The following is a 23378-nucleotide window of genomic DNA, read 5'->3' as shown; positions in this document are numbered from 1 at the left end:
CGCGCCGGGCCGTACGATCGGCGAGTGGCTGGACGCGGACGGGCGTGGCACGCCCCCTTGGTGGGGCTCTGTCTGCTGCTCACCTCCCTGACGGGGTGCCGCGGGCAGTCCGGTACCGACGCGGCGAAGGCCGAGGTGCAGCAGATGCTCGACCGCCGGGCGGCGGCCCTGCTGCGACACGACGAAACGGCGTACGACGCCACCGGCAGCCCCGCGCAGTACGGGCACCTGCGCGCGGTGCCGCTGGCGTCCTGGGCCTACCGGCTGACCGCCCTGCACCGTGACGGCACCGGCGCCACCGCGGACGCCCGACTGCGCTACCGCATCCGGGACTACGACAAGGCGCCCGTCACCACCGACCGCAGGCTCACCCTCACGCGCACCGCCGGCGGACACTGGTACGTCGCCGCCGACCGGCCCGCCGGGAAGGCCGGGCAGCAGTTGTGGGACGAGGGCACCGTCGTGGCCGCCCGGGGAGAGCACAGCCTGGTGCTCGGGGTCGGGCAGTCCGGTGCCGAGCTGCGCGGCTACGCCCGGCTCGCCGACCGGGCCGTCCCCGCGGTGTCGCGGGAATGGGGCACGGACTGGACCCGGCGGGTCGTCCTGCTCGTACCGGAGGACCTGGCCGGGATGGCCCGGCTGCTCGGCTCGCCCGCCTCCTCCTACCGGGGCATCGCCGCGGTCACCACCGGCGAGGTAGGAGGCTCCGGCAGCGCGCCCGCCGACCGGGTCATCGTCAACCCCGAGGCGTACGCCATCCTCGGCGACGTCGGCAAACAGGTCGTGCTCACCCACGAGACGACCCACGTGGCCACCCGCGCCCACACCGACGCCGCCACCCCGCTGTGGCTCTCCGAGGGCTACGCCGACTGGATCGGCTACCTCGGCACGGGCCGCACGGCGCCACAGGCCGCGCCGGAGCTGACGCGGGCGGTCCAGGACGGCCATGTGCCGGCACACCTGCCCGCCGACAAGGACTTCGGCTTCAGCACGGAAGCCGTCGCCCTGGCCAGGGCGTACGAGAGCGGCTGGCTGGCCTGCCGGATGATCGCCGACCGCTGGGGCGAGGTCCGGCTCGGCGAGTTCTACCGGGCCGTCGGCGCGCACACGAAGCGAGCGGGCGCGGTCGAGGACGCGTTGAAGAAGGTCCTCGGCACCACACCGGAGGAGTTCACCGCACAGTGGCAGGACTACGTCCGGGCCCAGCTCGGCTGAGCCGGCGGCGCGCACCGGGATCAGCGGCGCGCACCGGGATCAGGGGGACACCGGGGTCTCCGTCGAGGGCGAGCTCTGGCTCGGCAGCGCGGGCAGACGGGACGGCAGGACCGTGGAGCGCCACAGGCGGCGGGCCGCGGTGACCGAGGCGGCGACCAGCAGGGCGTTGCGCAGGAACAGCAGGCCGGTGCCGTACCAGTCGCTGGCCATGACGTGGGTGAAGTTGGTGGGGAACTCCAGGACCGTGACCGCGGTCGCCGCCAGCACCAGCAGCGTGGGCACGCCCATCCGGCCGGCCCGGAAGCACAGGCAGACCGCGGCCAGGCCGACCAGCCACACCATGTACTGCGGACTGATCACCCGGCTCGTCACGGTGAACATCAGCACCGCCGTGAACGCCGCTTCGGCGAGCGTGTGCGGCTCGAACCGGTCCGCGTTCGTCACCTTCGTCGCGTTCATCCGCCACAGCAGCAGCCACGCGAAGCAGACCACGGTCAGCGTCAGGGACGCGGTGCTCACGACGCCGACGTACGGGCCGAGGAACTCGATCGAGCCGTAGTTCAGCAGCACCTTGCCCTGCCAGCCGAAGTGCCGCGCCACATGGAAGACCAGGGCGCCCAGTGACTCCACCTCGGTGCCGCGGTCACGCTGGAAGGTGAGGAAGGCGAACGGGCCGGGCATGGTGACCGAGAACAGCGCGGCCAGGCCGGCCGCGGTCGCCGCCGCCGCGCCCCACGCCCGGCGCCGCACGCAACCGACCAGCAGCAGCGCCGGCCACACCTTGAGCATGGCCCCGAAACCCGCCAGCGCTCCCATCACCCGGGGGCGCCCGGCACCCGCGAGCAGCGCGGCCACCGCGACCGCGGTCACCATCACGTCGTAGCGGGCGTACAGGGTCGGGCCGAGCAGCGGGGCGCCCACCACCCACACCAGGGCACCGCGCAGCGACTTGCCGGGGCGCCGGCCGGCGTACAGCAGCAGGCCCAGCACGGCCAGATCGGCGAGGACGGCCAGGACGAAGAAGGCGTGGGTGTAGCTGAGGAAGGGCAGGGTGGCGGGGGAGAGGATCGCCAGCGCGGCCGCGGGCGGGTACTGCCAGGTCACGTCGTCCAGCGGGAAGGTGCCGGTGCGCAGCACCTCGTACCAGCCCCGGTAGGTCACGGACACGTCGGACGTGACGTCCGCACCCGGGAGGACGAGCACCCGCAAGACGTAGAGCAGCACCACCAGCCGGGTCGCCGCCCAGGTCACCGACAGCCCGGCCAGGGACCACCCGGCGCCCTTGCTCTCCACGCGATCCCCTGCCGTTCGATTCACCACCTGAGGGGGACATGATGTCCTGTCCGCCTGCGGGCGCGCCACAGACTCGGCCGCTCCGGGCCGGGCACGGCCCGTTCGATAGGGTCGGCGGCGATGCACAAGACCCTCATCGTCACCAACGACTTCCCGCCCCGGCCGGGCGGCATCCAGGCGTTCCTGCACAACATGGCACTGCGCCTGGACCCGGAGCGGCTGGTCGTCTACGCCTCCACCTGGAAGCGGAGCCGGGAGGGCATCGAGGCCACGGCCGCGTTCGACGCCGAGCAGCCGTTCACCGTGGTACGCGACCGCACCACCATGCTGCTGCCCACCCCGCAGGTCACCCGGCGGGCCGTCGGGCTGCTTGACGAGCACGGGTGCACCTCGGTGTGGTTCGGGGCGGCGGCCCCGCTCGGGCTGATGGCCCCGGCCCTCAGGAAGGCGGGCGCCCGGCGGCTGGTGGCCACCACCCACGGGCACGAGGCGGGCTGGGCCCAGCTGCCCGCGGCACGGCAACTGCTGCGCCGGATCGGCGAGTCGACGGACACCGTCACCTACCTCGGCGAGTACACGCGCTCGCGGATCGCCGCCGCGCTCAGCCCCGAGGCGGCCGGGCGGATGGTGCAGCTGCCGCCCGGCGTGGACGAGAAGACCTTCCATCCGGGGTCGGGCGGCGCCGAGGTGCGGGCGCGGCTCGGGCTGACCGAGCGGCCCGTCGTGGTGTGCGTCTCCCGGCTGGTGCCGAGGAAGGGCCAGGACACGCTGATCCTGGCCATGCCCCGGATCCTCGCGGCCGAGCCGGACGCCGTACTGCTGATCGTCGGCGGCGGCCCCTACGAGAAGGATCTGCGCCGCCTCGCCCACGAGACCGGCGTGGCCGACTCGGTGCGCTTCACCGGCGCCGTGCCCTGGTCCGAGCTGCCCGCGCACTACGGTGCCGGGGACGTATTCGCCATGCCGTGCCGGACCCGGCGGGGCGGTCTGGACGTCGAGGGCCTAGGCATCGTCTACCTGGAGGCCTCGGCCACCGGGCTGCCCGTCGTCGCCGGTGACTCCGGCGGCGCCCCCGACGCGGTGCTCGACGGCGAGACCGGCTGGGTGGTCCGTGGCGGTTCCCCGGCCGACGCCGCCGAGCGGATCGTCGCCCTCCTCGGCGACGCCGAACTGCGCCGCCGGATGGGGGAGCGGGGACGGAGCTGGGTCGAGGAGAAGTGGCGCTGGGACCTTTTGGCCGAGAAGTTGAAAGGAATCCTCTAGCCGGAGGCCGATAATCCGCCGATGCTGCGCGCATGACAGCCAAACTGATGCAGCGTCAGCTGACGAGACGTCATATCCTTGGTATGGCCGCCCTGCAGACGGCGGCCACCCTCGGCTTCACCCGCGTCGGCCTGCAGTCGGCCCACGCGGTGGAGCCCGCAGCGGTCGAGTCCGCCCCGGCCATCGTGATCGGCTCCGGCTACGGCGGTGCCGTCGCCGCCCTCCGCCTCGGCCAGGCCGGGATCCGCACCGTCGTCCTCGAGATGGGGCGCCTGTGGAACACCACCGGCTCCGACGGCAAGGTGTTCTGCACCACCACCGCCCCGGACCAGCGGTCCATGTGGTTCCGCACCCGCACCGAGGCACCGCTGGCCACCTTCCTGTGGCTGGACCTCGTCAACAGGGACATCACGCCCTACCCCGGGGCCCTGGACCGCGTGCACTACGACGCCATGTCCGTCTACGTCGGCCGGGGCGTCGGCGGCGGCTCCCTGGTCAACGGCGGGATGGCGGTCACCCCGCTCCAGTCGTACTTCGCCGAGCTGTTCCCGACCGTCGACGTGAACGAGATGTACGGCACCTGGTTCCCGCGCGCCCGCGCCATGCTCGGCGTCAACAGCGTCGACCCCGCCTGGTTCGAGTCGACCGAGTGGTACCAGTTCACCCGCACCTCACGGAAGGCCGCCACCGCCGCCGGCCTGAAGACCACCTTCGTCCCGAACGTCTACGACTTCGGTTACATGCAGCGCGAGGCGGCCGGCACCGCGACCAAGTCCGCGCTCGCCGGGGAGGTCATCTACGGCAACAACTACGGCAAGCGCAGCCTGGACAAGACGTACCTGGCCGCCGCGCTCGGCACCGGCAACGTCACCGTCCACAGCCTGGAGAAGGTGCGGGCCATCAGCCGGGCCGGCGACGGTTCGTACGTCCTGACCGCCGACCGCATCGACAACACCGGCAAGGTCGTCGAGACCAAGAGCTACGGCTGCACATACCTCTTCCTCGGCGGCGGAAGCCTAGGCACCAGCGAACTCCTCGTCCGCGCCCGGGACACCGGCACCCTGCCCGACCTGAACGCGAACGTCGGCGCCGGCTGGGGCACCAACGGCAACACCATGGTCGGCCGCGCCAACCACGTCTGGGACACCGTCGGCGCCAACCAGGCCACCATGCCGGTGATGGGCATCGACGACTGGGCCAACGCCGGCAACCCGGTCTTCGCCGAGATCGCCCCACTGCCCATGGGCATCGAGCACTGGGTCAGCATGTACCTCGCCATCACCAAGAACCCGCAACGGGCGAAATTCACCTACGACTCCGCGTCGGGCGCGGTGAGACTGGGCTGGACGGCGGCCCAGAGCGCGGTGTCGGTCGCCATGGCCAAGAAGCTGTTCGACCGGATCAACTCGGCGAACGCCACCATCTACCGCTACGACCTGTTCGGCTCGACCAGCAAGGTCTTCGCCGACGACTTCACCTACCACCCGCTGGGCGGCTGCGTCCTCGGCAAGGCCACCGACGACTACGGCCGGGTCAAGGGCTACTCGAAGCTCTACATCACCGACGGCTCGCTCGTGCCCGGCTCGACCGGAGTCAACCCCTTCGTGACGATCACCGCGCTCGCCGAACGCATCATGGCGCGCGTCCTCGCCGAGGACATCGCGCCATGAGCCGTCGCGGAAGGGGATGACCGCCGGGGCGACCGCGGGCGACTACTTCGCGTAGATCGCCTCGACGTCGGCCGCGTAGTCCTTCGCCACCACGTTCCGCTTCAGCTTCAGCGACGGCGTGAGATGGCCCGACTCCTCCGTGAACTGGGAGGGCAGAATGCGGAACTTCCGCACCGATTCCGCCTTCGACACCGCGGCGTTGCCGTCGTCGACCGCGGCCTGGATCGCCGCCAGCAGATCCGGGTCCTCGCGCAGCGACGCCGCGGTGGAACCGGCCGGCTTGCCGTGCTCGGCACACCACCGGCCGAGGAACTCCTCGTCGATGGTGACCAGCGCGCCCACGAACGGCCGCCCGTCACCCACCACCATGCACTCCGCGACCAGCGCGTGCGCCCGGATGCGGTCCTCTATCACGGCCGGGGCGACGTTCTTGCCGCCCGCGGTGACGATGATCTCCTTCTTGCGGCCGGTGATCCTCAGATAGCCGTCCTCGTCGAGGGTGCCGATGTCACCGGTGTGGAACCAGCCGTCGGCCAGCGCCTCGGCGGTCGCCGCCTCGTTGTTCCAGTAGCCCTTGAACAGGTGCTCGCCGTGCAGCAGCACCTCGCCGTCGTCGGCGATACGGACCACCGAGCCCGGCAGCGGCTGCCCGACCGTGCCGATCTTCTGCCGGTCCCAGGGGTTGAACGCGGTGGCCGCGCAGGACTCGGTCAGACCGTAGCCCTCCAGGACCGTGAAGCCGATGCCGCGGAAGAAGTGGCCGAGCCGCTCGCCCAGCGGGGCACCACCGGAGATGGCGTACTCGCCGCGCCCGCCGAGCACCGCGCGCAGCTTGCTGTAGACCAGCTTGTCGAAGACCTTGTGCTTGATCTTCAGACCGACGGACGGGCCGGACGGCGTGCCGAGCGCCTTGCTGTACGCGATGGCCGTGTCGGCCGCCTTGTCGAAGATCGCGCCCTTGCCGTCCGCCTGCGCCTTGGCCCGCGCGGTGTTGTACACCTTCTCGAACACCCGCGGCACGCCGAGGATCAGCGTCGGGCGGAACGCGGCCAGTTCGTCGGTGAGGTTCTTGATGTCCGGGACGTTGCCCAGCTTGATCGGCGCCATCATCGGGGCGATCTGCACCAGACGGCCGAAGACGTGCGCGAGCGGCAGGAACAGCAGGACGGAGCACTCACCGGTGCGGAACAGCGGGCGCAGCCGCTCCACGACGTTCCCGCACTCGGCGAAGAAGCTGCGGTGGGTGAGGACACAGCCCTTGGGGCGGCCCGTGGTGCCCGAGGTGTAGACGATCGTCGCCGGGTCGTCGGCCTTCGCCAGCGAGCTGCGCTCCTCGACGGTCGCGTCCGCGACGTCCTGGCCCAGCCGGCCCAGCTCCTCCACGCCCCCGGCGTCGATCTGCCAGACGTGCTTGAGCCCGGGCAGCGACTCGCGCACCGACTCCACGGCGGCGGCGTGGCCCGCCTGCTCCACGATGCAGGCGGTGGCGCCCGAGTCGGAGAGGATCCACTGCACCTGCTCGGGCGAGCTCGTCTCGTACACCGGCACCGTGACCGCGCCCGCGCTCCAGATCGCGAAGTCCAGCAGCGTCCACTCGTACCGGGTACGGGACATCAGGCCCACCCGGTCGCCCGGCTGGACGCCGGCGGCGATCAGGCCCTTGGCGGCGGCGCGCACCTCGGCCAGGAACGCCGTGGCCGTCACGTCCTGCCACACACCGCCCACCTTGCGGGCGATGACGGCGACGTCGGGATGCTGCGCGGCGTTTCTGCGGACGATGTCGGTCAGATTTCCGTCCGCAGGGACCTCGTACAAAGCCGGAAGGCTGAACTCGCGCAAGACTGCTGCTCCTCATAGGGCGCCGGCGCCACGACGTTGTGTGATGCGACGGTCGGTCCAAGGCTCGGGCAAGTGCTCGGAGATTCAGCTGTTGAAATCCTGAGCACGACTGGACTGCCCGGACGTTACCCGCCGGTATGGCTTCTTCGACAGGGGGGCCCGGCGAGATGTTCGCTGCGTCACACGGGTTGATGTTCCTGAGCGCACAGTAGTCGACGCACTAACTGACTAGCCAGTAACCGCAGGCCCGGTCGCCACTGTTCACAAGTGCACCGCGCCGCCTACTCTTGATCACCATGGCCCCTACATCAGTCGCCCGCTCCCGAACCCGTGTCACCCGCGTTCACGTGATCAGCGACGTGCACGGCAACGCCCGTGACCTGGCCGCGGCCGGCGAGGGGGCCGACGCGCTGATCTGTCTCGGGGATCTGGTGCTCTTCCTCGACTACGCCGACCACTCGCGCGGCATCTTCCCCGACCTGTTCGGCAAGGAGAACGCCGACCGCATCGTCGAACTGCGCACCGCGCGCCGCTTCGAGGAGGCGCGGGAGTTCGGGGCCAGGCTGTGGGCGGGCATCGCCGCCGACCGGGCCACCGCCATCGAGAGGGCGGTACGCAAGCAGTACGCCGAGATGTTCGCCGCGTTCCCGACACCGACGTACGCCACCTACGGCAATGTCGACATGCCGCCCTTGTGGCGGGAGTACGCCGGGCCCGGCATCACCGTGCTCGACGGCGAGCGGGTGGAGATCGGAGGCCGGGTCTTCGGCTTCGTGGGCGGCGGCCTGCGCACCCCGATGCGCACCCCGTACGAGATCGGCGACGAGGAGTACGCGGCCAAGATCGAGGCCGTCGGCGAGGTCGACGTGCTGTGCACACACATCCCGCCGGAGGTGCCGGAACTGGTCTACGACACGGTCGCGCGCCGCTTCGAACGGGGCAGCCGCGCCCTGCTCGACGCCATACGCCGCACCCGGCCCCGCTACTCCCTCTTCGGACACGTCCACCAGCCGCTGGTCCGGCGCATGCGGATCGGGGCCACGGAGTGCGTGAACGTGGGGCACTTCGCGGGCACCGGAAAGCCCTGGGCGCTCGAATGGTGAGGGGCCGCGGGGCACGGGGTGAAGTCGGCTGGTGGCGGGCGCGGTAGCCTTCCGCTGCACACCCGTGCGCATGACCACCACGTACGACGGCCACGCACGACGACCACGCACGACGACCACGCACGACGACCACCCGACTACCGGCCGCATCCGGAGGAGCCACGGCGATGGCGGAACACACCAGCTCGAGCATCACCATCGAGGCGGCACCGGCCGATGTCATGGGGGTGATCGCCGACTTCGCCCGCTACCCGGACTGGACCGGCGAGGTGAAGGAGGCCGAGGTCCTCAAGACCGACGACGCGGGCCGCGCCGAGCAGGTCCGCCTCGTCATGGACGCGGGCGCCATCAAGGACGACCAGACCCTCGCCTACACCTGGACCGGCCAGAACGAGGTCTCCTGGACCCTGGTGAAGTCCCAGATGCTGCGCTCCCTCGACGGCTCGTACATCCTCAAGCCCGCCGGCGCCGGCGCGACCGAGGTCACCTACCGGCTGACGGTGGACGTCAAGATCCCGATGCTCGGCATGATCAAGCGCAAGGCCGAGAAGGTCATCATCGACCGGGCGCTGGCCGGGCTGAAGAAGCGGGTGGAGTCGGGCGAGAAGTAGGTTGCCCGGAACGTCCGCCGAGCGCGGGTAGCGTTCAGCCCCATGCGCACCATCCTGATCACCGGCCCCGGCGGCTGCGGACGTACGACCGTCGCCGCTGCCGCCGCCCTACGTGCCGCGGGCCACGGCACCCGCACCCTCGTGCTGAGCGCCGACCGCACCGACACCCTCGGGGCGGCACTGGGCACGGCCACGGGCGCCGCCCCGGTACAGGTCACGCCCGAGCTCACCGCCTGGCGGCCCGATGCGGCCGAGCGCTTCCGGGACGACCTCACCGCCTTCCAGAGCCGCGCCGCCGGCGTGCTCGACCTGCTCGGCGCCGCCCGGCTGGACGCCGAGGAGGTCACCCCGCTCCCCGGCGCCGAGGAACTGTCCTTCCTGCGCGCCCTGCGGGACGCCGCCCTCTCCGAGCGGTACGAACTGCTCGTCGTCGACCTGCCGCCCGCCCCGCAGGCCCTCACCCTCCTCGCCCTCCCGGAGGAACTGCGCCGGTACCTGCGCCGCCTCCTCCCGCCCGAGCGCCAGGCGGCCCGCGCCCTGCGCCCCGTCCTCGGCCGGCTCGCCGGGGTCCCCATGCCCGCGGACTGGCTGTACGAGACGGCCGCCCGCTGGGACGTCGAACTCGCCGCCGTCGAAGCGGTCGTCGCCGACCGGCACACCGCCGTCCACCTGGTCGCCGAACCCGGGCCGGCCGCCGCCGACGCCGTCCGCACCGCCCGTCTCGGGCTCGCCCTGCGCGGCCTGCGCACCGAGGCACTGATCGCCAACCGCGTCCTGCCGGACACCGCCCACGACCCCTGGTCGGCGGGTCTCGTCACCCAGCAGGGCAAGACCCTGGCCGAATGGCGCGCGTCGTTCGACGTCCACGGGGTCGCCCACCTGGGCCGGGACCCGCGCGGCGCCGACGACCTCGCCGCGCTCGCCGTGCCCGGGGCCGACCCGGCGCCCGCCCCGGTCGAGTGGCCCGTCACCGACCGGATCACCGAGGACGGTGTCCTGGTCTGGCACATTCCGCTTCCCGGCGCCATACGGGACGAACTGGACCTGGTCCGGCGCGGCGACGAGATCGTGATCACGGTCGGCCCGTTCCGCCGGATCGTCCCGCTGCCCTCCGCGCTGCGCCGGTGCACCGTCGCGGGGGCCGCCCTGCGCGACGGCGAACTCCGCATCCGGTTCGAGCCGGACCCCGGCCTGTGGCCGCGCGAGCAGTGAGCCCGGCCGGGGTCCCGGCAGCGGTGAACCGAGTACGCCCGTTCGGGTAACGTCGTAAGAGCGAACCGTAGTCAGGAGTCCGTCATGAGCGAAGAGCGCCCCACGCCCGACGCCCCGGAACCGGAGGCCGTCGACGAGGTACGGGCGACCGACGCCGACGCCTGGGCCACGGCCTGTGCCGAGGACCTCGCGGCGGAGAAGGCCCGCCGACGCACCGAACACGGTCCGCCTCCGGGCGCGGCCGCCGAGGAACTGCGCAAGCTGGTCGACGCGGTCGCCGACAAGCTGTCCGGCATCCAGTCCCCGCTGCTCGGCGCGGTCGCCGGACCCGCCGCCCAGCAGGTGGTGCGGCAGGTCGTACAGCAGGCGAAGGCCGCCGTGGAACCCGTCCTGGAGCGCAACCCCGACGTCTTCGACCACCTGGCGGCGGCCGGGAACGAACTGCTGGCCGCCTACCGCTCGGCCGTCCAGTCCCAGGAGCGGCGCTGGACGTCCGACCCCGGCGGCCTCAAGGACGACCTGAGGAAAGCCTGGAACGACCGTGACGACCCGGGCGAGGGCACCGGCCCGGGGCAACGCATCGACCTGGACTGAGGGCCCCCTGCAGAGCCTGCCGCCGGCTTCCCGTCGTCCGCCCGCGAGGCGGACGACGGGAAGCCGGCGGCAGGGCCTCGGGTACGGTTGGCGGTAGCGGGGCTCGACCGAAACTGAGGGATTCATGGGACTCACCATCGGCGTCGACATCGGCGGCACGAAGATCGCGGCCGGCGTGGTCGATGAGGAAGGCAACATCCTCTCGACCTTCAAGGTGCCGACCCCGGGCACGCCCGAGGGCATCGTGGACGCCATCGCCTCGGCGGTGGAGGGCGCCCGCGCCGGGCACGAGATCGTCGGCGTGGGCATCGGCGCCGCCGGATACGTCAACCGCCAGCGCTCCACGGTCTACTTCGCGCCCAACATCGACTGGCGCCAGGAACCGCTGAAGGAAGAGGTCGAGGCCCGCGTGGGCCTCCCGGTCGTCGTGGAGAACGACGCCAACGCCGCCGCCTGGGGCGAGTACAAGTTCGGTGCCGGCAAGGGCCACCGCAACGTCATCTGCATCACGCTCGGCACCGGCCTCGGCGGCGGCATCATCATCGGCAACAAGCTGCGCCGCGGCCACTTCGGCGTGGCCGCCGAGTTCGGGCACATCCGCATGGTCCCGGACGGGCTGCTGTGCGGCTGCGGCTCGCAGGGCTGCTGGGAACAGTACGCCTCCGGACGCGCCCTCGTCCGCTACGCCAAACAGCGCGCCAACGCCACCCCCGAGAACGCCGAGATCCTGCTCGGCCTCGGCGACGGCACCCCCGACGGCATCGAGGGCAAGCACATCTCCATGGCCGCCCGCCAGGGCGACCCGGTCGCCGTCGACTCCTACCGCGAGCTGGCCCGCTGGGCCGGCGCCGGCCTCGCCGACCTCGCCTCCCTCTTCGACCCCTCCGCGTTCATCGTGGGCGGCGGCCTCTCCGACGAGGGCGAACTGGTCCTCGACCCCATCCGCAAGTCCTACAAGCGCTGGCTGGTCGGTGGCAACTGGCGCCCGGTGGCGGACGTCATCGCGGCCCAGCTGGGCAACAAGGCGGGACTCGTCGGCGCGGCGGACCTGGCCCGCGAGCCCGACCCGATCATGTAGAAGACCCGTGCTGTACAGGGGCGCGAGGCGGAAACCTCGCGCCCCCGGTCATGGGCGTACATTGATCGCATGGCGCTGCTTCCGAACTCCCGGACCGAGCCCGACGGTTCAGCCGTCATCCGCGTCCTCGGCTACAACATCCGCTCGATGCGCGACGACACCGACGCCCTCGCCCGGGTGATCACCGCCTGCGACCCCGACCTGGTCCTCATCCAGGAAGCCCCGCTCTTCTTCCGCTGGCGCAAGAAGCTGGCCCGCCTGGCGGCCGCATCCGGCCTGGTCGTCCTCACGGGCGGCGCGACGGCCGCGGGCCCGGCGATCCTCTGCAACCTGCGGGCCACGGTGGAGCGGACGGAAGACGTACTCCTCCCGCTCACCCCCGGACTGCACAGGCGCGGCTTCGCCACGGCGGTGGTCCGCTTCGGCGGTGCCCGCCTCGGCGTCCTGAGCTGTCACCTCAGCCTCCAGAAGGACGAGCGGTACGAGCAGGGCGGCATGCTCCTCGACCGTCTGGCAGGCCTCGGCACCCCGCACGCGATCGCGGGCGGCGACCTCAACGAGCGCCCCGACGGCCCGACCTTCCGGCGCCTCGCCGACGGCCTCCAGGACTGCCGGGCCACCGCCCCCTGGGGCGGCGAGCACACCTGGACCCGGGACGAGCCCCACCGCCGTATCGACGCCGTCTTCGCCACCAAGGGCATCGAGGTCCTCGGCTGCGGAGTACCCCTCGGCCATCCCGGTGTGACCGAGGCGGACCTCATGAGGGCGACGGACCACCTGCCCGTGCTGGCCTCACTTCGGGTGCCCGCGGCCTGAACACCGGGAGGCAACGGCGAGGACGGCCACGGACCGTCTGCCGGTCCTGGCCGCCCTCAAGGTCCCGGCAGGCTGACGCGCCGCTCAGACGACCGCGCCCCGCCCCGGATCGTCGTCCTCGTCGTCGTCCGTCCGCATCCGCACCACCAGCGCGGTGAACCCGCCGAGGAAACCGCCGATGCCGAGGGTCGCCAGCCACCAGGTCATCTCCCAGCCGAACACCACGGCGAGCAGGAGCAGGATGGGGCCACCGACCACACCCAGCCAGGCGAACCGGGCGGTGGTGTCGGTGTCGGGCAGCGGCGGCGGCTCGGGCGGCACGAAGTGGCCCTCGTCGTCCTCGTCGAAGTCGTCCTCGGACGCCTCCCGCGCCGTGTAGTCACGCGGGCCGACACCGGGCGCGAAGGAGACCGAGCTGCCCAGCGGCCGGGCAGGCGGCCGCTGCCGCTCCTCTTCGTCGTCGTCCGTCTTCTGCTCTGGGTTCCCGTTCTTCTTCTCGGAGTTCCCGTTGAGGTTCTGCCCGAGATCCGTCTCGGGCAGCGCGAGATCCTCGACCGGCAGATACGGCTTGGTGCCCGGTGGGTCCTCGGGCTCCTCCCCGTACCCGGCGACGATCGCCGCCCAGGCGGCCTCCTCGTCGAAGGGAACGCCCTTCTCGTCCGGCTCGCGGTCCTCGCGGTCGGAGTCGTGCTCAGCCAACTGCGGCCGTCCCTTCCTTGCCGACACTGGGTGCGAGCCGGCCGATGAAGGCAAGGCTCTCCTCGAAGATCCGGTCCGCATCATGGTCCAACGTCGCCACGTGGTAGCTGTGTTCCAGCACGACCTCCGTTACGTCGATCGAGGACACCCGGCTCAGCACGCGGGCTGAGTCGGCAGCCGGCACGACATGGTCGCGCGCGCTGCGCAGGAGCAGCAGCGGCTGCGTGACCTGCGGCAACTCGCCGTCCACCAGCCGGAAGAAGTTCCGCAGGGAATGGGCCGCGTGCAACGGCACCCGGTCGTAGCCCAGCTCCGAGGCCCCCTCCTTAGCGATGTCGCTCGCGATCCCCCTCGTCGTACGGACGAGGTGCCGGGCCACCGGAAGGGCGTACGCGGACAGGCCGTGCACCTTGTTCGCCGGGTTGACGACCACCACGCCGTCGACCTTCTCCCCGTGCCTCGCGGCGAGCCGCAGCGCCAGCGCACCGCCCATCGACAGGCCCGCCACGAACACCCGCGCGCAGCGCTCGCGCAGCAGACGCAGCTCCCGGTCGACCTCCGCGTACCAGTCCTGCCAGCCGGTGACCTGCATGTCCTCCCAGCTCGTACCGTGACCGGGCAGCAGCGGCAACGACACGGTCAGGCCGTGCGCGGCATGGTGCTCCGCCCAGGGGCGCAGCGACTGCGGCGCTCCGGTGAACCCGTGGCACAGGACGACACCCACCGGACCGCCGTCGTGGCGGTACGGCTCGGCTCCAGGGAGAACCGGCATTTCGGTCTCCTGTTCATGAGAGGGGGCGTGAACGACTCCACGTGTTGCTTCACCGTACGCGACCCCACTGACACCGACCAGGGCCGTCGGCGCCATTGACGGCGGACCGGGTTAAGGTCTGATCGACGGGAACAGGAGGCACTCGGTTGTTGTACGGCACGATGAAGGTCGCCATCGGGGGACCGCTGAAGGTCGCCTTCAGGCCCTGGGTGGAAGGCCTGGAGAACATCCCGGCCGAGGGCGCCGCCATTCTGGCGAGCAACCACCTCTCGTTCTCGGACTCGTTCTTCCTGCCCGCGGTCCTCGACCGCAAGGTCACCTTCATCGCGAAGGCGGAGTACTTCACCACGCCCGGCGTGAAGGGGCGGCTCACCGCGGCCTTCTTCAAGGGTGTCGGCCAGCTCCCGGTGGACCGCTCCGGCGCGCGCGGTGCGGGCGAGGCGGCCATCAAGAGCGGGATAGAGGTCCTGGAGCGCGGTGAGCTGTTCGGCATCTATCCCGAGGGCACCCGCTCGCCCGACGGCCGGCTGTACCGGGGCAAGCCCGGCGGCCTCGCCCGCGTGGCCCTCGCCACCGGCGCGCCGGTCATCCCCGTCGCGATGATCGACACGGAGAAGATCCAGCCGCCCGGGAAGGTGATGCCGAAGCTGATGCGGCCCGGCATCCGCATCGGCAGGCCCCTGGACTTCAGCCGCTACCAGGGCATGGAGCACGACCGGTTCGTACTGCGGGCGGTGACCGACGAGGTCATGTACGAGATCATGAAGCTCTCCGGCCAGGAGTACGTCGACATCTACGCCACCGCCGCCAAGCGCCAGATAGCGGAGGCCGCGAAGGCGTCCAAGGAGGCGGAGAAGGCCGAGAAGGCGGAGAAGGCCGGGAAGAAGAGCGCCGAGTCCTAGCCGGGAGTCGGCGGCGTCGGGGGAGTCGGGGATCCGGGGGGCGTGGGGGACATGGCCAGGCGCGAGCGAGTCATGCGGATGTCGGTGGAGCTGCCGCTGTGGCGGGCGCTGACCGGTTACCGCGTGCTGACGATGCTGTACGCGGTCGGCCTGTTCGCCTCCGCCTACGACGAGTACGACCGCCCCGGCGTCGCCATCGCCTACTACGCCGTCCTGTTCGTCTGGACGCTCGCCACCCTGCCCCGCGTGCAGAACGCGGTCGCCTGCACCAAGCGCTTCCTCGCCCTCGACCTCACGATCGCGCTCGTCGGCATCGTCCTCACACCATGGGTCGTCACCAGCCGGCACATCGCCCTCGGCGGCCCCACCCTGCCGTCGATATGGACGGCGGGCTCCGTCCTCGCCTTCGCCGTCAAGGGCGGCTGGCGCTGGGCCGCGTTCGCCTCCACGCCCGTGGCGGTCGCCAATCTGATCGAGCGCGGCAGCCCGGCCAGGGACACCGTGCACAACGTGATCCTCGTGTGGGTCGCGTCCATAGCCATCGGCTACGTCGTCGAGGTGGCCCGCGCCTCCGAGCGCACCCTCGCCCGCGCCCTGGAGATCGAGGCCGCGACCCGGGAACGGGAGCGGCTCGCCCGGGACATCCACGACAGTGTGCTGCAGGTGCTGGCCATGGTGCAGCGGCGCGGCGCGGTCATCGGCGGCGAGGCGGCCGAGCTCGGCCGGATGGCCGGGGAGCAGGAGGTGGCGCTGCGCACGCTGGTCTCCGGCGGCCTGGTGCCCGTCCCGCGTGCCTCCCAGGACCCGGCCGAGGGAGCGGTCGTACGGGCCGTGGAGGAGCCGGACGTCCCCACCGGCCCCGTCGATCTGCGCTCACTGCTCGCCCCGTTCGCCGGCGCCCTCGTCAGCCTCGCCGAGCCCGGTGCCCCCGTGTTCCTCCCGTCCGGCGCCGCACGGGAGCTGGCCGCGGCGGTCGGCGCCGCCCTGGACAACGTCCGGCAGCACGCGGGCGAGGGGGCGCGGGCCTGGATCCTGGTCGAGGACGAGCCCGACGAGGTCGTGGTGACCGTACGGGACGACGGACCCGGCATCCCGGAAGGGCGGCTGGACCAGGCCGAGGGCGAGGGGCGGCTCGGGGTGGCCCTGTCCATCCGGGGGCGGCTGCGCGACCTCGGCGGCAGCGCCGAGCTGGTCTCGACACCGGGGCAGGGCACGGAAGTCGAACTGAAGGCACCGAAGGACCGCGAGGTCTCCCGGGGGAAGGCGGACAGGCGATGACACGGCAGCAGGACCCGATCAGGGTCATGGTGGTCGACGACCACCCGATGTGGCGCGACGCGGTCGCCCGGGACCTGGCCGAGTCCGGCCTCGAGGTGGTGGCCACCGCGGGCGACGGCGAGCAGGCGGTGCGCCGCGCGAAGGCCGCGGCCCCCGACGTCCTCGTGCTGGACCTCAACCTGCCCGTCAAGCCGGGCGTCCAGGTCTGCAAGGAGCTGGTGGCCGCCGATCCGGCGCTGCGGGTGCTGGTGCTGTCGGCGAGCGGTGAGCACGCCGACGTGCTGGAGGCGGTGAAGTCCGGCGCGACCGGCTATCTGCTGAAGTCGGCGTCCACGGAGGAACTGCTGGACGCGGTGCGCCGTACGGCGGTCGGCGACCCGGTGTTCACGCCCGGCCTCGCCGGTCTGGTGCTCGGCGAGTACCGCCGGCTCGCCTCCGAGCCCGCCCCCGCGCCGGACACCGACTCGCCGAAGGCGCCCCGGCTGACCGACCGCGAGACCGAGGTGCTGCGGCTGGTCGCCAAGGGCCTGAGCTACAAGCAGATCGCCGAACGCCTGGTCATCTCGCACCGCACGGTGCAGAACCACGTGCAGAACACCCTCGGCAAGCTCCAGTTGCACAACAGGGTGGAACTCGTGCGGTACGCCATAGAACGCGGACTTGACGACGAGTAAAGCAAATTCCCGGCGGTTCACCGGAATTGCCCTTCCCGCCTCTCGCTGTGTGACGTGAATCACCACTACCGTTACTCTCCGTCAGGCAACCGCTGCGAAGGGACAATTCCATGCGGGTCGGAGTACTGACCGGAGGCGGCGACTGCCCCGGGCTCAACGCCGTCATCCGGGGCATCGTGCGCAAGGGCGTACAGGAGTACGGCTACGACTTCGTCGGCTTCCGGGACGGCTGGCGAGGGCCCCTCGAGGGCGACACCATCCGCCTCGACATCCCCGCGGTGCGCGGCATCCTGCCGCGCGGCGGCACGATCCTCGGCTCCTCGCGGACCAACCCCCTCAAGCAGGAGGACGGCGTCCGCCGGATCAAGGACAACCTCGCCAAGCAGGAGGTCGAGGCGCTGATCGCGATCGGCGGCGAGGACACCCTCGGGGTCGCCGCGCGGCTGTCGGACGAGTACGGCGTGCCCTGCGTGGGCGTGCCGAAGACCATCGACAACGACCTCTCCGCCACCGACTACACCTTCGGTTTCGACACCGCGGTCGGCATCGCCACCGAGGCCATCGACCGGCTGCACACCACCGCCGAGTCCCATATGCGGGTCCTGGTCTGCGAGGTGATGGGCCGTCACGCCGGCTGGATCGCCCTGCACTCCGGACTCGCGGGCGGCGCGAACGTCATCCTCATCCCCGAGCAGCGCTTCGACCTCGACCAGGTCTGCGCCTGGATCACCTCCCGTTTCAAGGCCTCCTACGCCCCGATCGTCGTCGTGGCGGAAGGCGCCATGCCGAAGGACGGCGACATGGTCCTCAAGGACGGATCGCTCGACTCCTTCGGCCACGTCCGCCTGTCCGGGGTCGGCGAGTGGCTGGCCAAGGAGATCGAGAGGCGCACCGGCAAGGAGGCCCGCACGACCGTGCTGGGGCACATCCAGCGCGGCGGCACCCCCAGCGCCTTCGACCGCTGGCTCGCCACCCGCTTCGGCCTGCACGCCATCGACTGCGTCCGCGACGGCGACTTCGGCAAGATGGTCGCCCTGCGCGGCACCGACATCGTCCGCGTGCCGATCGCCGAGGCCACGGCGAAGCTGAAGACGGTGGATCCCGCGCTCTACGCCGAGGTCGGCGTCTTCTTCGGCTGACACGCCTTCCGGGCCCGGGAATCGCGCTCCCCGGGCCCGGAACGCTCAGTTCCTGCTGCCTGCCGTGCGGAGCCGGCCGATCAGCTCGCGCACGATCGCCGCCCCGTTCAGGGTCAGCACCGACTCCGGGTGGAACTGCACCCCGGCGAACCCGGGCCCCCGTACGGCGTGCACCTCGCCGTTCTCCGCCCGGCTCACCTCGATCCGGTGGGCGGCCAGCTCCCGGGCGGTCTCCTCGTCGCAGTGCGCGGTGAAGCTGTTGTAGAAGCCGACCGTCTCCGGGCGCCCGAACAGGTCCACCGTCGTCTGCGCCCCCTGGCAGGGCACCTCCTTGCGGACGATGTCCAGCCCGAGCTCCGCCGCGATCAGCTCGTGCCCGAGGCAGACCCCGAGCAGGCCGTGCCGGTGGTCCCGGACCACCTCGGCGGTCAGCTCGCGCAGGAACCGCATCTTCGGGTCGGTCAGGTCCGAGGGGTCGCCCGGGCCCGGCCCGAGCACCACCGGCCCCTCGTGCGCGAGCACCGCCTCCCGCAGACCCGGCTCGTCGTAGCGCCGGACGGTCACCTCGAGGCCGGCGGAGCGCAGCACGTGCGCCAGCATCGCCGTGAAGGTGTCCTCCCCGTCGACCACCAGGGCGTGACCGTCCAGGGCGGTGGACCTCTCCTGCATCCGCAGCCAGAAGGGGGCCAGCGAGGCCCGGCGCCCGTCCAGCGCGGCCCGGACCCGCGGGTCGTCGGCGAGCCGGGGGCGTTCCCGCTCGTCGCGCGGCCGGGCGGGCCGCACCCCGAGGGCCGCAAGCACGCCCGCCGCCTTCGCATGGGTTTCCGCCACCTCGCCCGCCGGGTCCGAGCCGCGGACCAGGGTCGCGCCGACCGGGACGCGCAGACGGCCGTCGCGGGAGATGTCGGCGGTGCGGATCAGGATCGGGGAGTCCAGGGTCTGGGCACCCCCGGAGTCCCGGCCGAGCAGGGCCAGGGCGCCCGCGTAGTAACCCCGTCCGCCGACCTCGTGGCGCTCGATCACCCGGCACGCGTTCTGCACCGGGGACCCGGTGACCGTCGCGGCGAACATGGTCTCCCTGAGCACCTCCCGCACGTCCAGGGAGGACTTCCCGCGCAGCTCGTACTCGGTGTGCGCGAGGTGGGCCATCTCCTTCAGCCGGGGGCCGACGACGACCCCGCCCATGTCCCCGACGGTGCACATCATCTTGAGCTCCTCGTCGACCACCATCGACAGCTCCTCGATCTCCTTGCCGTCGGCGAGGAAGCCGAGCAGATGACCGGCGGTGGGCCCCTCGTCCGGATAGCGGTACGTCCCGCTGATCGGGTTCATGACCACGGTCCCGCCGGCCATCCGCACGTGCACCTCCGGGCTGGCGCCGACCAGCGTCCGGTCCCCCGTGTGCACGACGAACGTCCAGTACGCCCCCCGCTCGCCCTCCAGCAGCCGCCGGAACAGCGCGAGCGCGTCGGCCTTGGAGAACCCGGGGATCTCCCCCTGGTACGTCCGCCGGATCACGAAGTTGGCGCCCTCGCCCCGCCCGATCTCCTCGCGCAGCACCCGTCCGACGATCTCGCCGTACTCCTCGTCGTCGACGTCGAAGCCACCGCCCTCGACCCGCACCTGGTGGGAGGGCAGCGCCGCCAGCGCGTCGGCGAGCGGGACCTCGTACGACTCCTCGGGCGTCAGCACCGCCAGGGGCGTGCCGTCGTCGCGGACGTCGAAGCCGCGCTCGCGGATCTGCCGGAAGGGGACCAGCGCGAGGCCCTCGTCGGGCAGGTCGGCGAGACGGTCGCGGGTGACGACCGGGCCGACGAGGACCTCGACCGTGCTCTCGTCGCGGCCGGGGGTGCGGCGGCGCAGCAGGGCGAAGGGTCGGGGGTCGGCAAGGAGCTGTGCCAGGTCCATGGGTTCCTCTTCCGTCGAACTGACGTCGATGTCGGTGAGGAACGACCCCGGGAAACACCGAAGGCCGCCCCTCGGGCGGCCTTCGCGAAGTCTTGCGTACGCGCAGTCAGTGGGCCGCCGGATGAGCGGTCCACCACCAGTTCTGGATCGAAAGCGCGAACATGCCGGGAACCCTACCGCACACCCGGCCGTCCGTACCGTGATCGCCCCGTCTCATTTTTCGGGCAGGAGGAAAATCCGTCGGCACGACCCCGTAGTGTTTACCGGGTGACCGTGAACGCTAAGACCAGCGCGAGCGCTGGCAACACCTGGCGAAACCTGCCCGCGGCGCAGCAGCCCGAGTACCCCGACGCCGAGGCTCTGCGCGCAGTGATCGCGGACCTCGAGTCGTATCCGCCGCTCGTCTTCGCGGGCGAGTGCGACCAGCTGCGCGCCCGGATGGCGGCCGTCGCCAAGGGAGAGGCGTTCCTCCTCCAGGGCGGCGACTGCGCCGAGGCCTTCGACGCGGTGTCCGCCGACCACATCCGCAACAAGCTCAAGACGCTGCTCCAGATGGGCGCCGTGCTGACGTACGCCGCGTCGGTGCCCGTCGTGAAGGTCGGCCGGATCGCCGGCCAGTACTCCAAGCCGCGTTCCAAGCCCACCGAGACCCGCGACGGCGTGACGCTCCCGACCTACCGGGGCGACTCCGTCAACGGCTTCGACTTCACCGAGGCCGCCCGCGTCCCGGACCCGGAGCGGCTGAAGCGGATGTACCACGCGTCCGCCTCGACGCTGAACCTGGTGCGCGCCTTCACCACCGGCGGCTACGCCGACCTGCGCCAGGTCCACGCCTGGAACCAGGACTTCGTGCGCTCCTCGCCGTCCGGCCAGCGCTACGAGCAGCTCGCCCGGGAGATCGACAACGCGCTGCACTTCATGCACGCGTGCGGGGCCGACCCGGAGGAGTTCAAGACCGTCGAGTTCTACTCCTCGCACGAGGCCCTGCTGCTGGACTACGAGTCGGCGCTCACCCGGGTCGACTCCCGCACCGGGCAGCTTTACGACGTCTCCGGGCACATGGTGTGGATCGGTGAGCGCACCCGGCAGCTCGACCACGCGCACATCGAGTTCGCCTCGAAGATCCGCAACCCGATCGGCATCAAGCTCGGCCCGACGACGACGCCCGAGGAGGCGCTGCAGTACATCGACCGCCTCGACCCCGACCGGGAGCCGGGCCGGCTCACCTTCATCGTCCGCATGGGCGCCGACAAGATCCGCGACCGGCTCCCGCACCTGGTCGAGAAGGTCACGGCGTCCGGGGCGACGGTGGCCTGGGTGACCGACCCGATGCACGGCAACACCTTCGAGGCGGCCTCCGGGCACAAGACCCGCCGCTTCGACGACGTGCTCGACGAGGTCAAGGGCTTCTTCGAGGTGCACAAGGAGCTGGGCACCCACCCGGGCGGTATCCATGTCGAGCTCACCGGTGACGACGTCACCGAGTGCGTGGGCGGCGGCGACGAGATCTTCGTCGACGACCTGCACCAGCGCTACGAGACGGCCTGCGACCCGCGCCTGAACCGCAGCCAGTCCCTGGACCTCGCGTTCCTCGTGGCGGAGATGTACCGGGACCAGTAGCCGTCGTGCTTCTTTCGGTGGGGCGCGGATCACATACGATCCGCGCCCCGCTCCGCTTTTGCGGGCCCGGCCCGACGGGTAAGGTTAGGTTTGCCTCACCGAGGAATCGGGACGGCAAGACTGATCGATCCCGTCGGGAGGTGAATCCGCGTGTACGTCTGCAGCTGCTTCGGTGTCACCGAGGCGCAGGTGAAGAAGCACGCGGAGGGCGGCGCCTGCACGCCCCGCCAGATCGCCTCCGCCTGCAAGGCGGGCACCGACTGCGGTTCCTGCGTCCGCCGCATCCAGGCCATCCTCGGCCGTGGCGCCTGTCCCACCCGCGAGCCGGCCGACCGGCTGCCGGCCCTGGACGAGGCCGCCTAAGGAAACGAGCCGCCTGGGAGAACGGCGGCCCTAGCTCTCCGGCTGTTCGATCAGCTGGGCGATGTAGAGGGCCTCGCCGAGCTTGTCCAGCAGTTCGAGCTGGGTGTCCAGGTAGTCGATGTGGTGCTCCTCGTTGGCGAGGATGTCCTCGAAGATGTTCGCGGACGTGATGTCGCCCTTCTCGCGCATCACCTTGATGCCACGCCTGAGCCGGTCGATCGCCTCCACCTCGATCTGCTTGTCCGCCTCGAACATCTCCCTGACCGTCTGCCCCACCCGGACATGGAACAGCCGCTGGTAGTTCGGCAGCCCCTCCAGGAACAGGATCCGGTCGGTGAGGACCTCCGCGTGCTTCATCTCGTCGAAGGACTCGTGCCGCGTGTACTTGCCGAGCTTCGTCCAACCGAAGTTCTCCTGCATCTTCGCGTGCAGGAAGTACTGGTTGATCGCGGTGAGCTCGGCGGTGAGCTGCTCGTTCAGGAACTCGATTACCTCGGGATCGCCCTGCATCGCAGAGGCTCCTTCCACATGGGGAACGGGGGAGGTTGCGGCGGCATGATTTCATCGGCGCAGAAGATCGTCCAGTAAGCGCATACTCAGTAAGTTAGTGCATGCTTACTCATGGTTTGCCCGCTTTGGCCGCCTCCCTGGTCATGTGCACTGCCCGGGGTCTGTCAGGATGGAGTCATGGGTCAGCCGGTGGATCGCGAGTCTGGAGAGTCAGGAGAGGCCGCACGGCCAGGGCTTCCGCCGGGGCAGCGACTCCAGCGCGGCTGGCCGGTCACGCACTACGGTCCGGTGCCCAAGTTCCGGCCCGAGCGCTGGGAGTTCCGGGTCTTCGGCGCCACCGCCGACGGTGAGAAGCACTGCTGGAACCACGAGGAGTTCACGGCCCTGCCGTACACCACCGTCGTGGGCGATCTGCACTGCGTCACGAAGTTCAGCATGCTCGGCGCCGAATGGGGCGGCATCCCGGCCCGGACGATCCTGGAGATCGCGCCGCCCGCGCCCGACGTCACCCATGTGATGGTCTGGGCGGAGTACGGGTTCAGCTCCAACCTCCGCCTGCCGGACTTCGCCTCCGAGCGCACCCTCTTCGCCACCCACAAGGACGGCGAACTCCTCACCGCCGAGCACGGCTTCCCGCTTCGCCTCGTCGTCCCCCACCTGTACGCCTGGAAGGGCCCCAAATGGGTCCGCGGGGTCGAGTACATGACCACGGACCGCCGCGGCTTCTGGGAAGAGCGCGGCTACCACAACATCGGCGACCCCTGGAAGGAACAGCGCTACTCCTACCAGGAGGAACCGGGGGACGGGCCGGAGCTGTGA

At 71.3% G+C, this 23378-nt stretch carries 23 protein-coding genes; 16 read left to right on the top strand and 7 right to left on the bottom strand.

The annotated features are described in order from the left end of the window. Nucleotides 1–24 precede the first annotated feature (24 nt). Nucleotides 25–1215, top strand: coding sequence for a hypothetical protein (locus ACFYZQ_RS01525; protein WP_389140441.1), 1191 nt, complete (start codon nucleotides 25–27; stop codon nucleotides 1213–1215). A gap of 39 nt (nucleotides 1216–1254) precedes the next feature. On the opposite strand, the gene ACFYZQ_RS01520 is transcribed toward ACFYZQ_RS01525, so the two are convergent. After that, nucleotides 1255–2508, bottom strand: a complete 1254-nt coding sequence (locus tag ACFYZQ_RS01520) for a glycosyltransferase 87 family protein (RefSeq protein WP_389140439.1) — start codon at nucleotides 2506–2508, stop codon at nucleotides 1255–1257. Nucleotides 2509–2628: 120 nt separating this feature from the next. Between ACFYZQ_RS01520 and ACFYZQ_RS01515 the strand changes: the two genes are divergently transcribed. Both ACFYZQ_RS01515 and ACFYZQ_RS01510 read left to right on the top strand, forming a co-directional pair. Then, nucleotides 2629–3771: a glycosyltransferase family 4 protein gene (locus ACFYZQ_RS01515; protein ID WP_389140437.1), complete on the top strand. Its 1143-nt coding sequence runs from the start codon at nucleotides 2629–2631 to the stop codon at nucleotides 3769–3771. A gap of 83 nt (nucleotides 3772–3854) precedes the next feature. Then, nucleotides 3855–5441, top strand: a complete 1587-nt coding sequence (locus tag ACFYZQ_RS01510; protein WP_389140435.1) for a GMC oxidoreductase — start codon at nucleotides 3855–3857, stop codon at nucleotides 5439–5441. Between the two features lie 42 nt (nucleotides 5442–5483). Here the strand turns inward: ACFYZQ_RS01510 and ACFYZQ_RS01505 are convergent, their stop codons facing one another. After that, nucleotides 5484–7280 (bottom strand): AMP-dependent synthetase/ligase, encoded by a 1797-nt coding sequence (locus ACFYZQ_RS01505; RefSeq protein WP_389140433.1) that lies wholly within the window; start codon nucleotides 7278–7280, stop codon nucleotides 5484–5486. Nucleotides 7281–7576: 296 nt separating this feature from the next. Here ACFYZQ_RS01505 and ACFYZQ_RS01500 point away from each other — a divergent pair, with 296 nt between their 5' ends. From ACFYZQ_RS01500 to ACFYZQ_RS01475, 6 genes are all read left to right on the top strand, one after another. Beyond that, entirely contained in the window at nucleotides 7577–8383 is an 807-nt protein-coding gene (locus ACFYZQ_RS01500; RefSeq protein WP_389140431.1) for a metallophosphoesterase, read from the top strand. 167 nt (nucleotides 8384–8550) lie between these two features. Continuing rightward, entirely contained in the window at nucleotides 8551–8994 is a 444-nt protein-coding gene (locus tag ACFYZQ_RS01495) for an SRPBCC family protein (protein ID WP_389140429.1), read from the top strand. Between the two features lie 42 nt (nucleotides 8995–9036). Beyond that, nucleotides 9037–10206 (top strand): ArsA family ATPase, encoded by a 1170-nt coding sequence (locus tag ACFYZQ_RS01490; protein WP_389140427.1) that lies wholly within the window; start codon nucleotides 9037–9039, stop codon nucleotides 10204–10206. 84 nt (nucleotides 10207–10290) lie between these two features. Then, nucleotides 10291–10800, top strand: coding sequence for a DUF5304 domain-containing protein (locus ACFYZQ_RS01485; protein WP_389140425.1), 510 nt, complete (start codon nucleotides 10291–10293; stop codon nucleotides 10798–10800). 124 nt (nucleotides 10801–10924) lie between these two features. Beyond that, nucleotides 10925–11878 (top strand): ROK family glucokinase, encoded by a 954-nt coding sequence (locus tag ACFYZQ_RS01480; RefSeq protein ID WP_388788471.1) that lies wholly within the window; start codon nucleotides 10925–10927, stop codon nucleotides 11876–11878. 69 nt (nucleotides 11879–11947) lie between these two features. Next, nucleotides 11948–12694: an endonuclease/exonuclease/phosphatase family protein gene (locus ACFYZQ_RS01475; protein WP_389140423.1), complete on the top strand. Its 747-nt coding sequence runs from the start codon at nucleotides 11948–11950 to the stop codon at nucleotides 12692–12694. 84 nt (nucleotides 12695–12778) lie between these two features. Here the strand turns inward: ACFYZQ_RS01475 and ACFYZQ_RS01470 are convergent, their stop codons facing one another. Beyond that, complete coding sequence (locus ACFYZQ_RS01470) at nucleotides 12779–13393, bottom strand: hypothetical protein (RefSeq protein WP_389140421.1); 615 nt, start codon at nucleotides 13391–13393, stop codon at nucleotides 12779–12781. Continuing rightward, nucleotides 13386–14165 carry an alpha/beta hydrolase gene (locus tag ACFYZQ_RS01465; protein WP_389140419.1) on the bottom strand — a complete coding sequence of 260 codons (780 nt, stop codon included), beginning with the start codon at nucleotides 14163–14165 and terminating at the stop codon, nucleotides 13386–13388. Before ACFYZQ_RS01465 ends, ACFYZQ_RS01470 begins: the two co-directional genes overlap by 8 nt. A 161-nt stretch (nucleotides 14166–14326) precedes the next feature. Between ACFYZQ_RS01465 and ACFYZQ_RS01460 the strand changes: the two genes are divergently transcribed. From ACFYZQ_RS01460 to ACFYZQ_RS01445, 4 genes are all read left to right on the top strand, one after another. After that, nucleotides 14327–15067, top strand: coding sequence for a lysophospholipid acyltransferase family protein (locus ACFYZQ_RS01460; RefSeq protein ID WP_389141837.1), 741 nt, complete (start codon nucleotides 14327–14329; stop codon nucleotides 15065–15067). A 51-nt stretch (nucleotides 15068–15118) separates the two neighbouring features. Beyond that, nucleotides 15119–16345: a MacS family sensor histidine kinase gene (gene macS, locus ACFYZQ_RS01455; protein ID WP_389140417.1), complete on the top strand. Its 1227-nt coding sequence runs from the start codon at nucleotides 15119–15121 to the stop codon at nucleotides 16343–16345. Then, nucleotides 16342–17019: a response regulator gene (locus ACFYZQ_RS01450; protein ID WP_389140415.1), complete on the top strand. Its 678-nt coding sequence runs from the start codon at nucleotides 16342–16344 to the stop codon at nucleotides 17017–17019. The genes macS and ACFYZQ_RS01450 overlap by 4 nt, the downstream gene beginning before the upstream one ends. A gap of 110 nt (nucleotides 17020–17129) precedes the next feature. After that, complete coding sequence (locus ACFYZQ_RS01445; RefSeq protein ID WP_389140413.1) at nucleotides 17130–18158, top strand: 6-phosphofructokinase; 1029 nt, start codon at nucleotides 17130–17132, stop codon at nucleotides 18156–18158. Nucleotides 18159–18203: 45 nt separating this feature from the next. Here ACFYZQ_RS01445 and ACFYZQ_RS01440 read toward each other — a convergent pair whose 3' ends face one another. Continuing rightward, nucleotides 18204–20066 (bottom strand): anthranilate synthase family protein, encoded by a 1863-nt coding sequence (locus ACFYZQ_RS01440; protein ID WP_389140411.1) that lies wholly within the window; start codon nucleotides 20064–20066, stop codon nucleotides 18204–18206. A gap of 106 nt (nucleotides 20067–20172) precedes the next feature. Then, nucleotides 20173–20229: a trp operon leader peptide gene (locus tag ACFYZQ_RS01435; RefSeq protein ID WP_115913573.1), complete on the bottom strand. Its 57-nt coding sequence runs from the start codon at nucleotides 20227–20229 to the stop codon at nucleotides 20173–20175. A 104-nt stretch (nucleotides 20230–20333) separates the two neighbouring features. Between ACFYZQ_RS01435 and ACFYZQ_RS01430 the strand changes: the two genes are divergently transcribed. Both ACFYZQ_RS01430 and ACFYZQ_RS01425 read left to right on the top strand, forming a co-directional pair. Next, the gene (locus tag ACFYZQ_RS01430) at nucleotides 20334–21686 is read left to right on the top strand and encodes a class II 3-deoxy-7-phosphoheptulonate synthase (RefSeq protein WP_389140409.1); all 1353 of its coding nucleotides are present in this window, start codon (nucleotides 20334–20336) and stop codon (nucleotides 21684–21686) included. A 150-nt stretch (nucleotides 21687–21836) separates the two neighbouring features. Further along, entirely contained in the window at nucleotides 21837–22049 is a 213-nt protein-coding gene (locus tag ACFYZQ_RS01425) for a bacterioferritin-associated ferredoxin (protein ID WP_389140407.1), read from the top strand. A 30-nt stretch (nucleotides 22050–22079) separates the two neighbouring features. Here ACFYZQ_RS01425 and bfr read toward each other — a convergent pair whose 3' ends face one another. After that, the gene (gene bfr / locus ACFYZQ_RS01420) at nucleotides 22080–22559 is read right to left on the bottom strand and encodes a bacterioferritin (protein WP_389140405.1); all 480 of its coding nucleotides are present in this window, start codon (nucleotides 22557–22559) and stop codon (nucleotides 22080–22082) included. A gap of 177 nt (nucleotides 22560–22736) precedes the next feature. Between bfr and ACFYZQ_RS01415 the strand changes: the two genes are divergently transcribed. Beyond that, complete coding sequence (locus tag ACFYZQ_RS01415; RefSeq protein ID WP_389140403.1) at nucleotides 22737–23378, top strand: sulfite oxidase-like oxidoreductase; 642 nt, start codon at nucleotides 22737–22739, stop codon at nucleotides 23376–23378.

Origin of the sequence: Streptomyces sp. NPDC001843 (assembly GCF_042891955.1) — a bacterium.
GTDB lineage: Bacteria > Actinomycetota > Actinomycetes > Streptomycetales > Streptomycetaceae > Streptomyces.
Note: the sequence above shows the minus strand (reverse complement) of the source record. Positions and strands in the feature narration are given on the sequence as shown.

What these genes read in the sequence shown, in the direction of transcription:
- macS (WP_389140417.1), top strand. Translation starts at nt 15,119, where the DNA reads ATGGCCAGGCGCGAGCGAGTCATGCGGATGTCGGTGGAGCTGCCGCTG.
- ACFYZQ_RS01460 (WP_389141837.1), top strand. Translation starts at nt 14,327, where the DNA reads ATGAAGGTCGCCATCGGGGGACCGCTGAAGGTCGCCTTCAGGCCCTGG.
- ACFYZQ_RS01415 (WP_389140403.1), top strand. Translation starts at nt 22,737, where the DNA reads ATGGGTCAGCCGGTGGATCGCGAGTCTGGAGAGTCAGGAGAGGCCGCA.
- ACFYZQ_RS01495 (WP_389140429.1), top strand. Translation starts at nt 8,551, where the DNA reads ATGGCGGAACACACCAGCTCGAGCATCACCATCGAGGCGGCACCGGCC.
- ACFYZQ_RS01480 (WP_388788471.1), top strand. Translation starts at nt 10,925, where the DNA reads ATGGGACTCACCATCGGCGTCGACATCGGCGGCACGAAGATCGCGGCC.
- ACFYZQ_RS01465 (WP_389140419.1), bottom strand. Translation starts at nt 14,165, where the DNA reads ATGCCGGTTCTCCCTGGAGCCGAGCCGTACCGCCACGACGGCGGTCCG.
- ACFYZQ_RS01485 (WP_389140425.1), top strand. Translation starts at nt 10,291, where the DNA reads ATGAGCGAAGAGCGCCCCACGCCCGACGCCCCGGAACCGGAGGCCGTC.
- ACFYZQ_RS01440 (WP_389140411.1), bottom strand. Translation starts at nt 20,066, where the DNA reads ATGGACCTGGCACAGCTCCTTGCCGACCCCCGACCCTTCGCCCTGCTG.
- ACFYZQ_RS01450 (WP_389140415.1), top strand. Translation starts at nt 16,342, where the DNA reads ATGACACGGCAGCAGGACCCGATCAGGGTCATGGTGGTCGACGACCAC.
- ACFYZQ_RS01490 (WP_389140427.1), top strand. Translation starts at nt 9,037, where the DNA reads ATGCGCACCATCCTGATCACCGGCCCCGGCGGCTGCGGACGTACGACC.
- ACFYZQ_RS01515 (WP_389140437.1), top strand. Translation starts at nt 2,629, where the DNA reads ATGCACAAGACCCTCATCGTCACCAACGACTTCCCGCCCCGGCCGGGC.
- ACFYZQ_RS01475 (WP_389140423.1), top strand. Translation starts at nt 11,948, where the DNA reads ATGGCGCTGCTTCCGAACTCCCGGACCGAGCCCGACGGTTCAGCCGTC.
- bfr (WP_389140405.1), bottom strand. Translation starts at nt 22,559, where the DNA reads ATGCAGGGCGATCCCGAGGTAATCGAGTTCCTGAACGAGCAGCTCACC.
- ACFYZQ_RS01445 (WP_389140413.1), top strand. Translation starts at nt 17,130, where the DNA reads ATGCGGGTCGGAGTACTGACCGGAGGCGGCGACTGCCCCGGGCTCAAC.
- ACFYZQ_RS01500 (WP_389140431.1), top strand. Translation starts at nt 7,577, where the DNA reads ATGGCCCCTACATCAGTCGCCCGCTCCCGAACCCGTGTCACCCGCGTT.
- ACFYZQ_RS01510 (WP_389140435.1), top strand. Translation starts at nt 3,855, where the DNA reads ATGGCCGCCCTGCAGACGGCGGCCACCCTCGGCTTCACCCGCGTCGGC.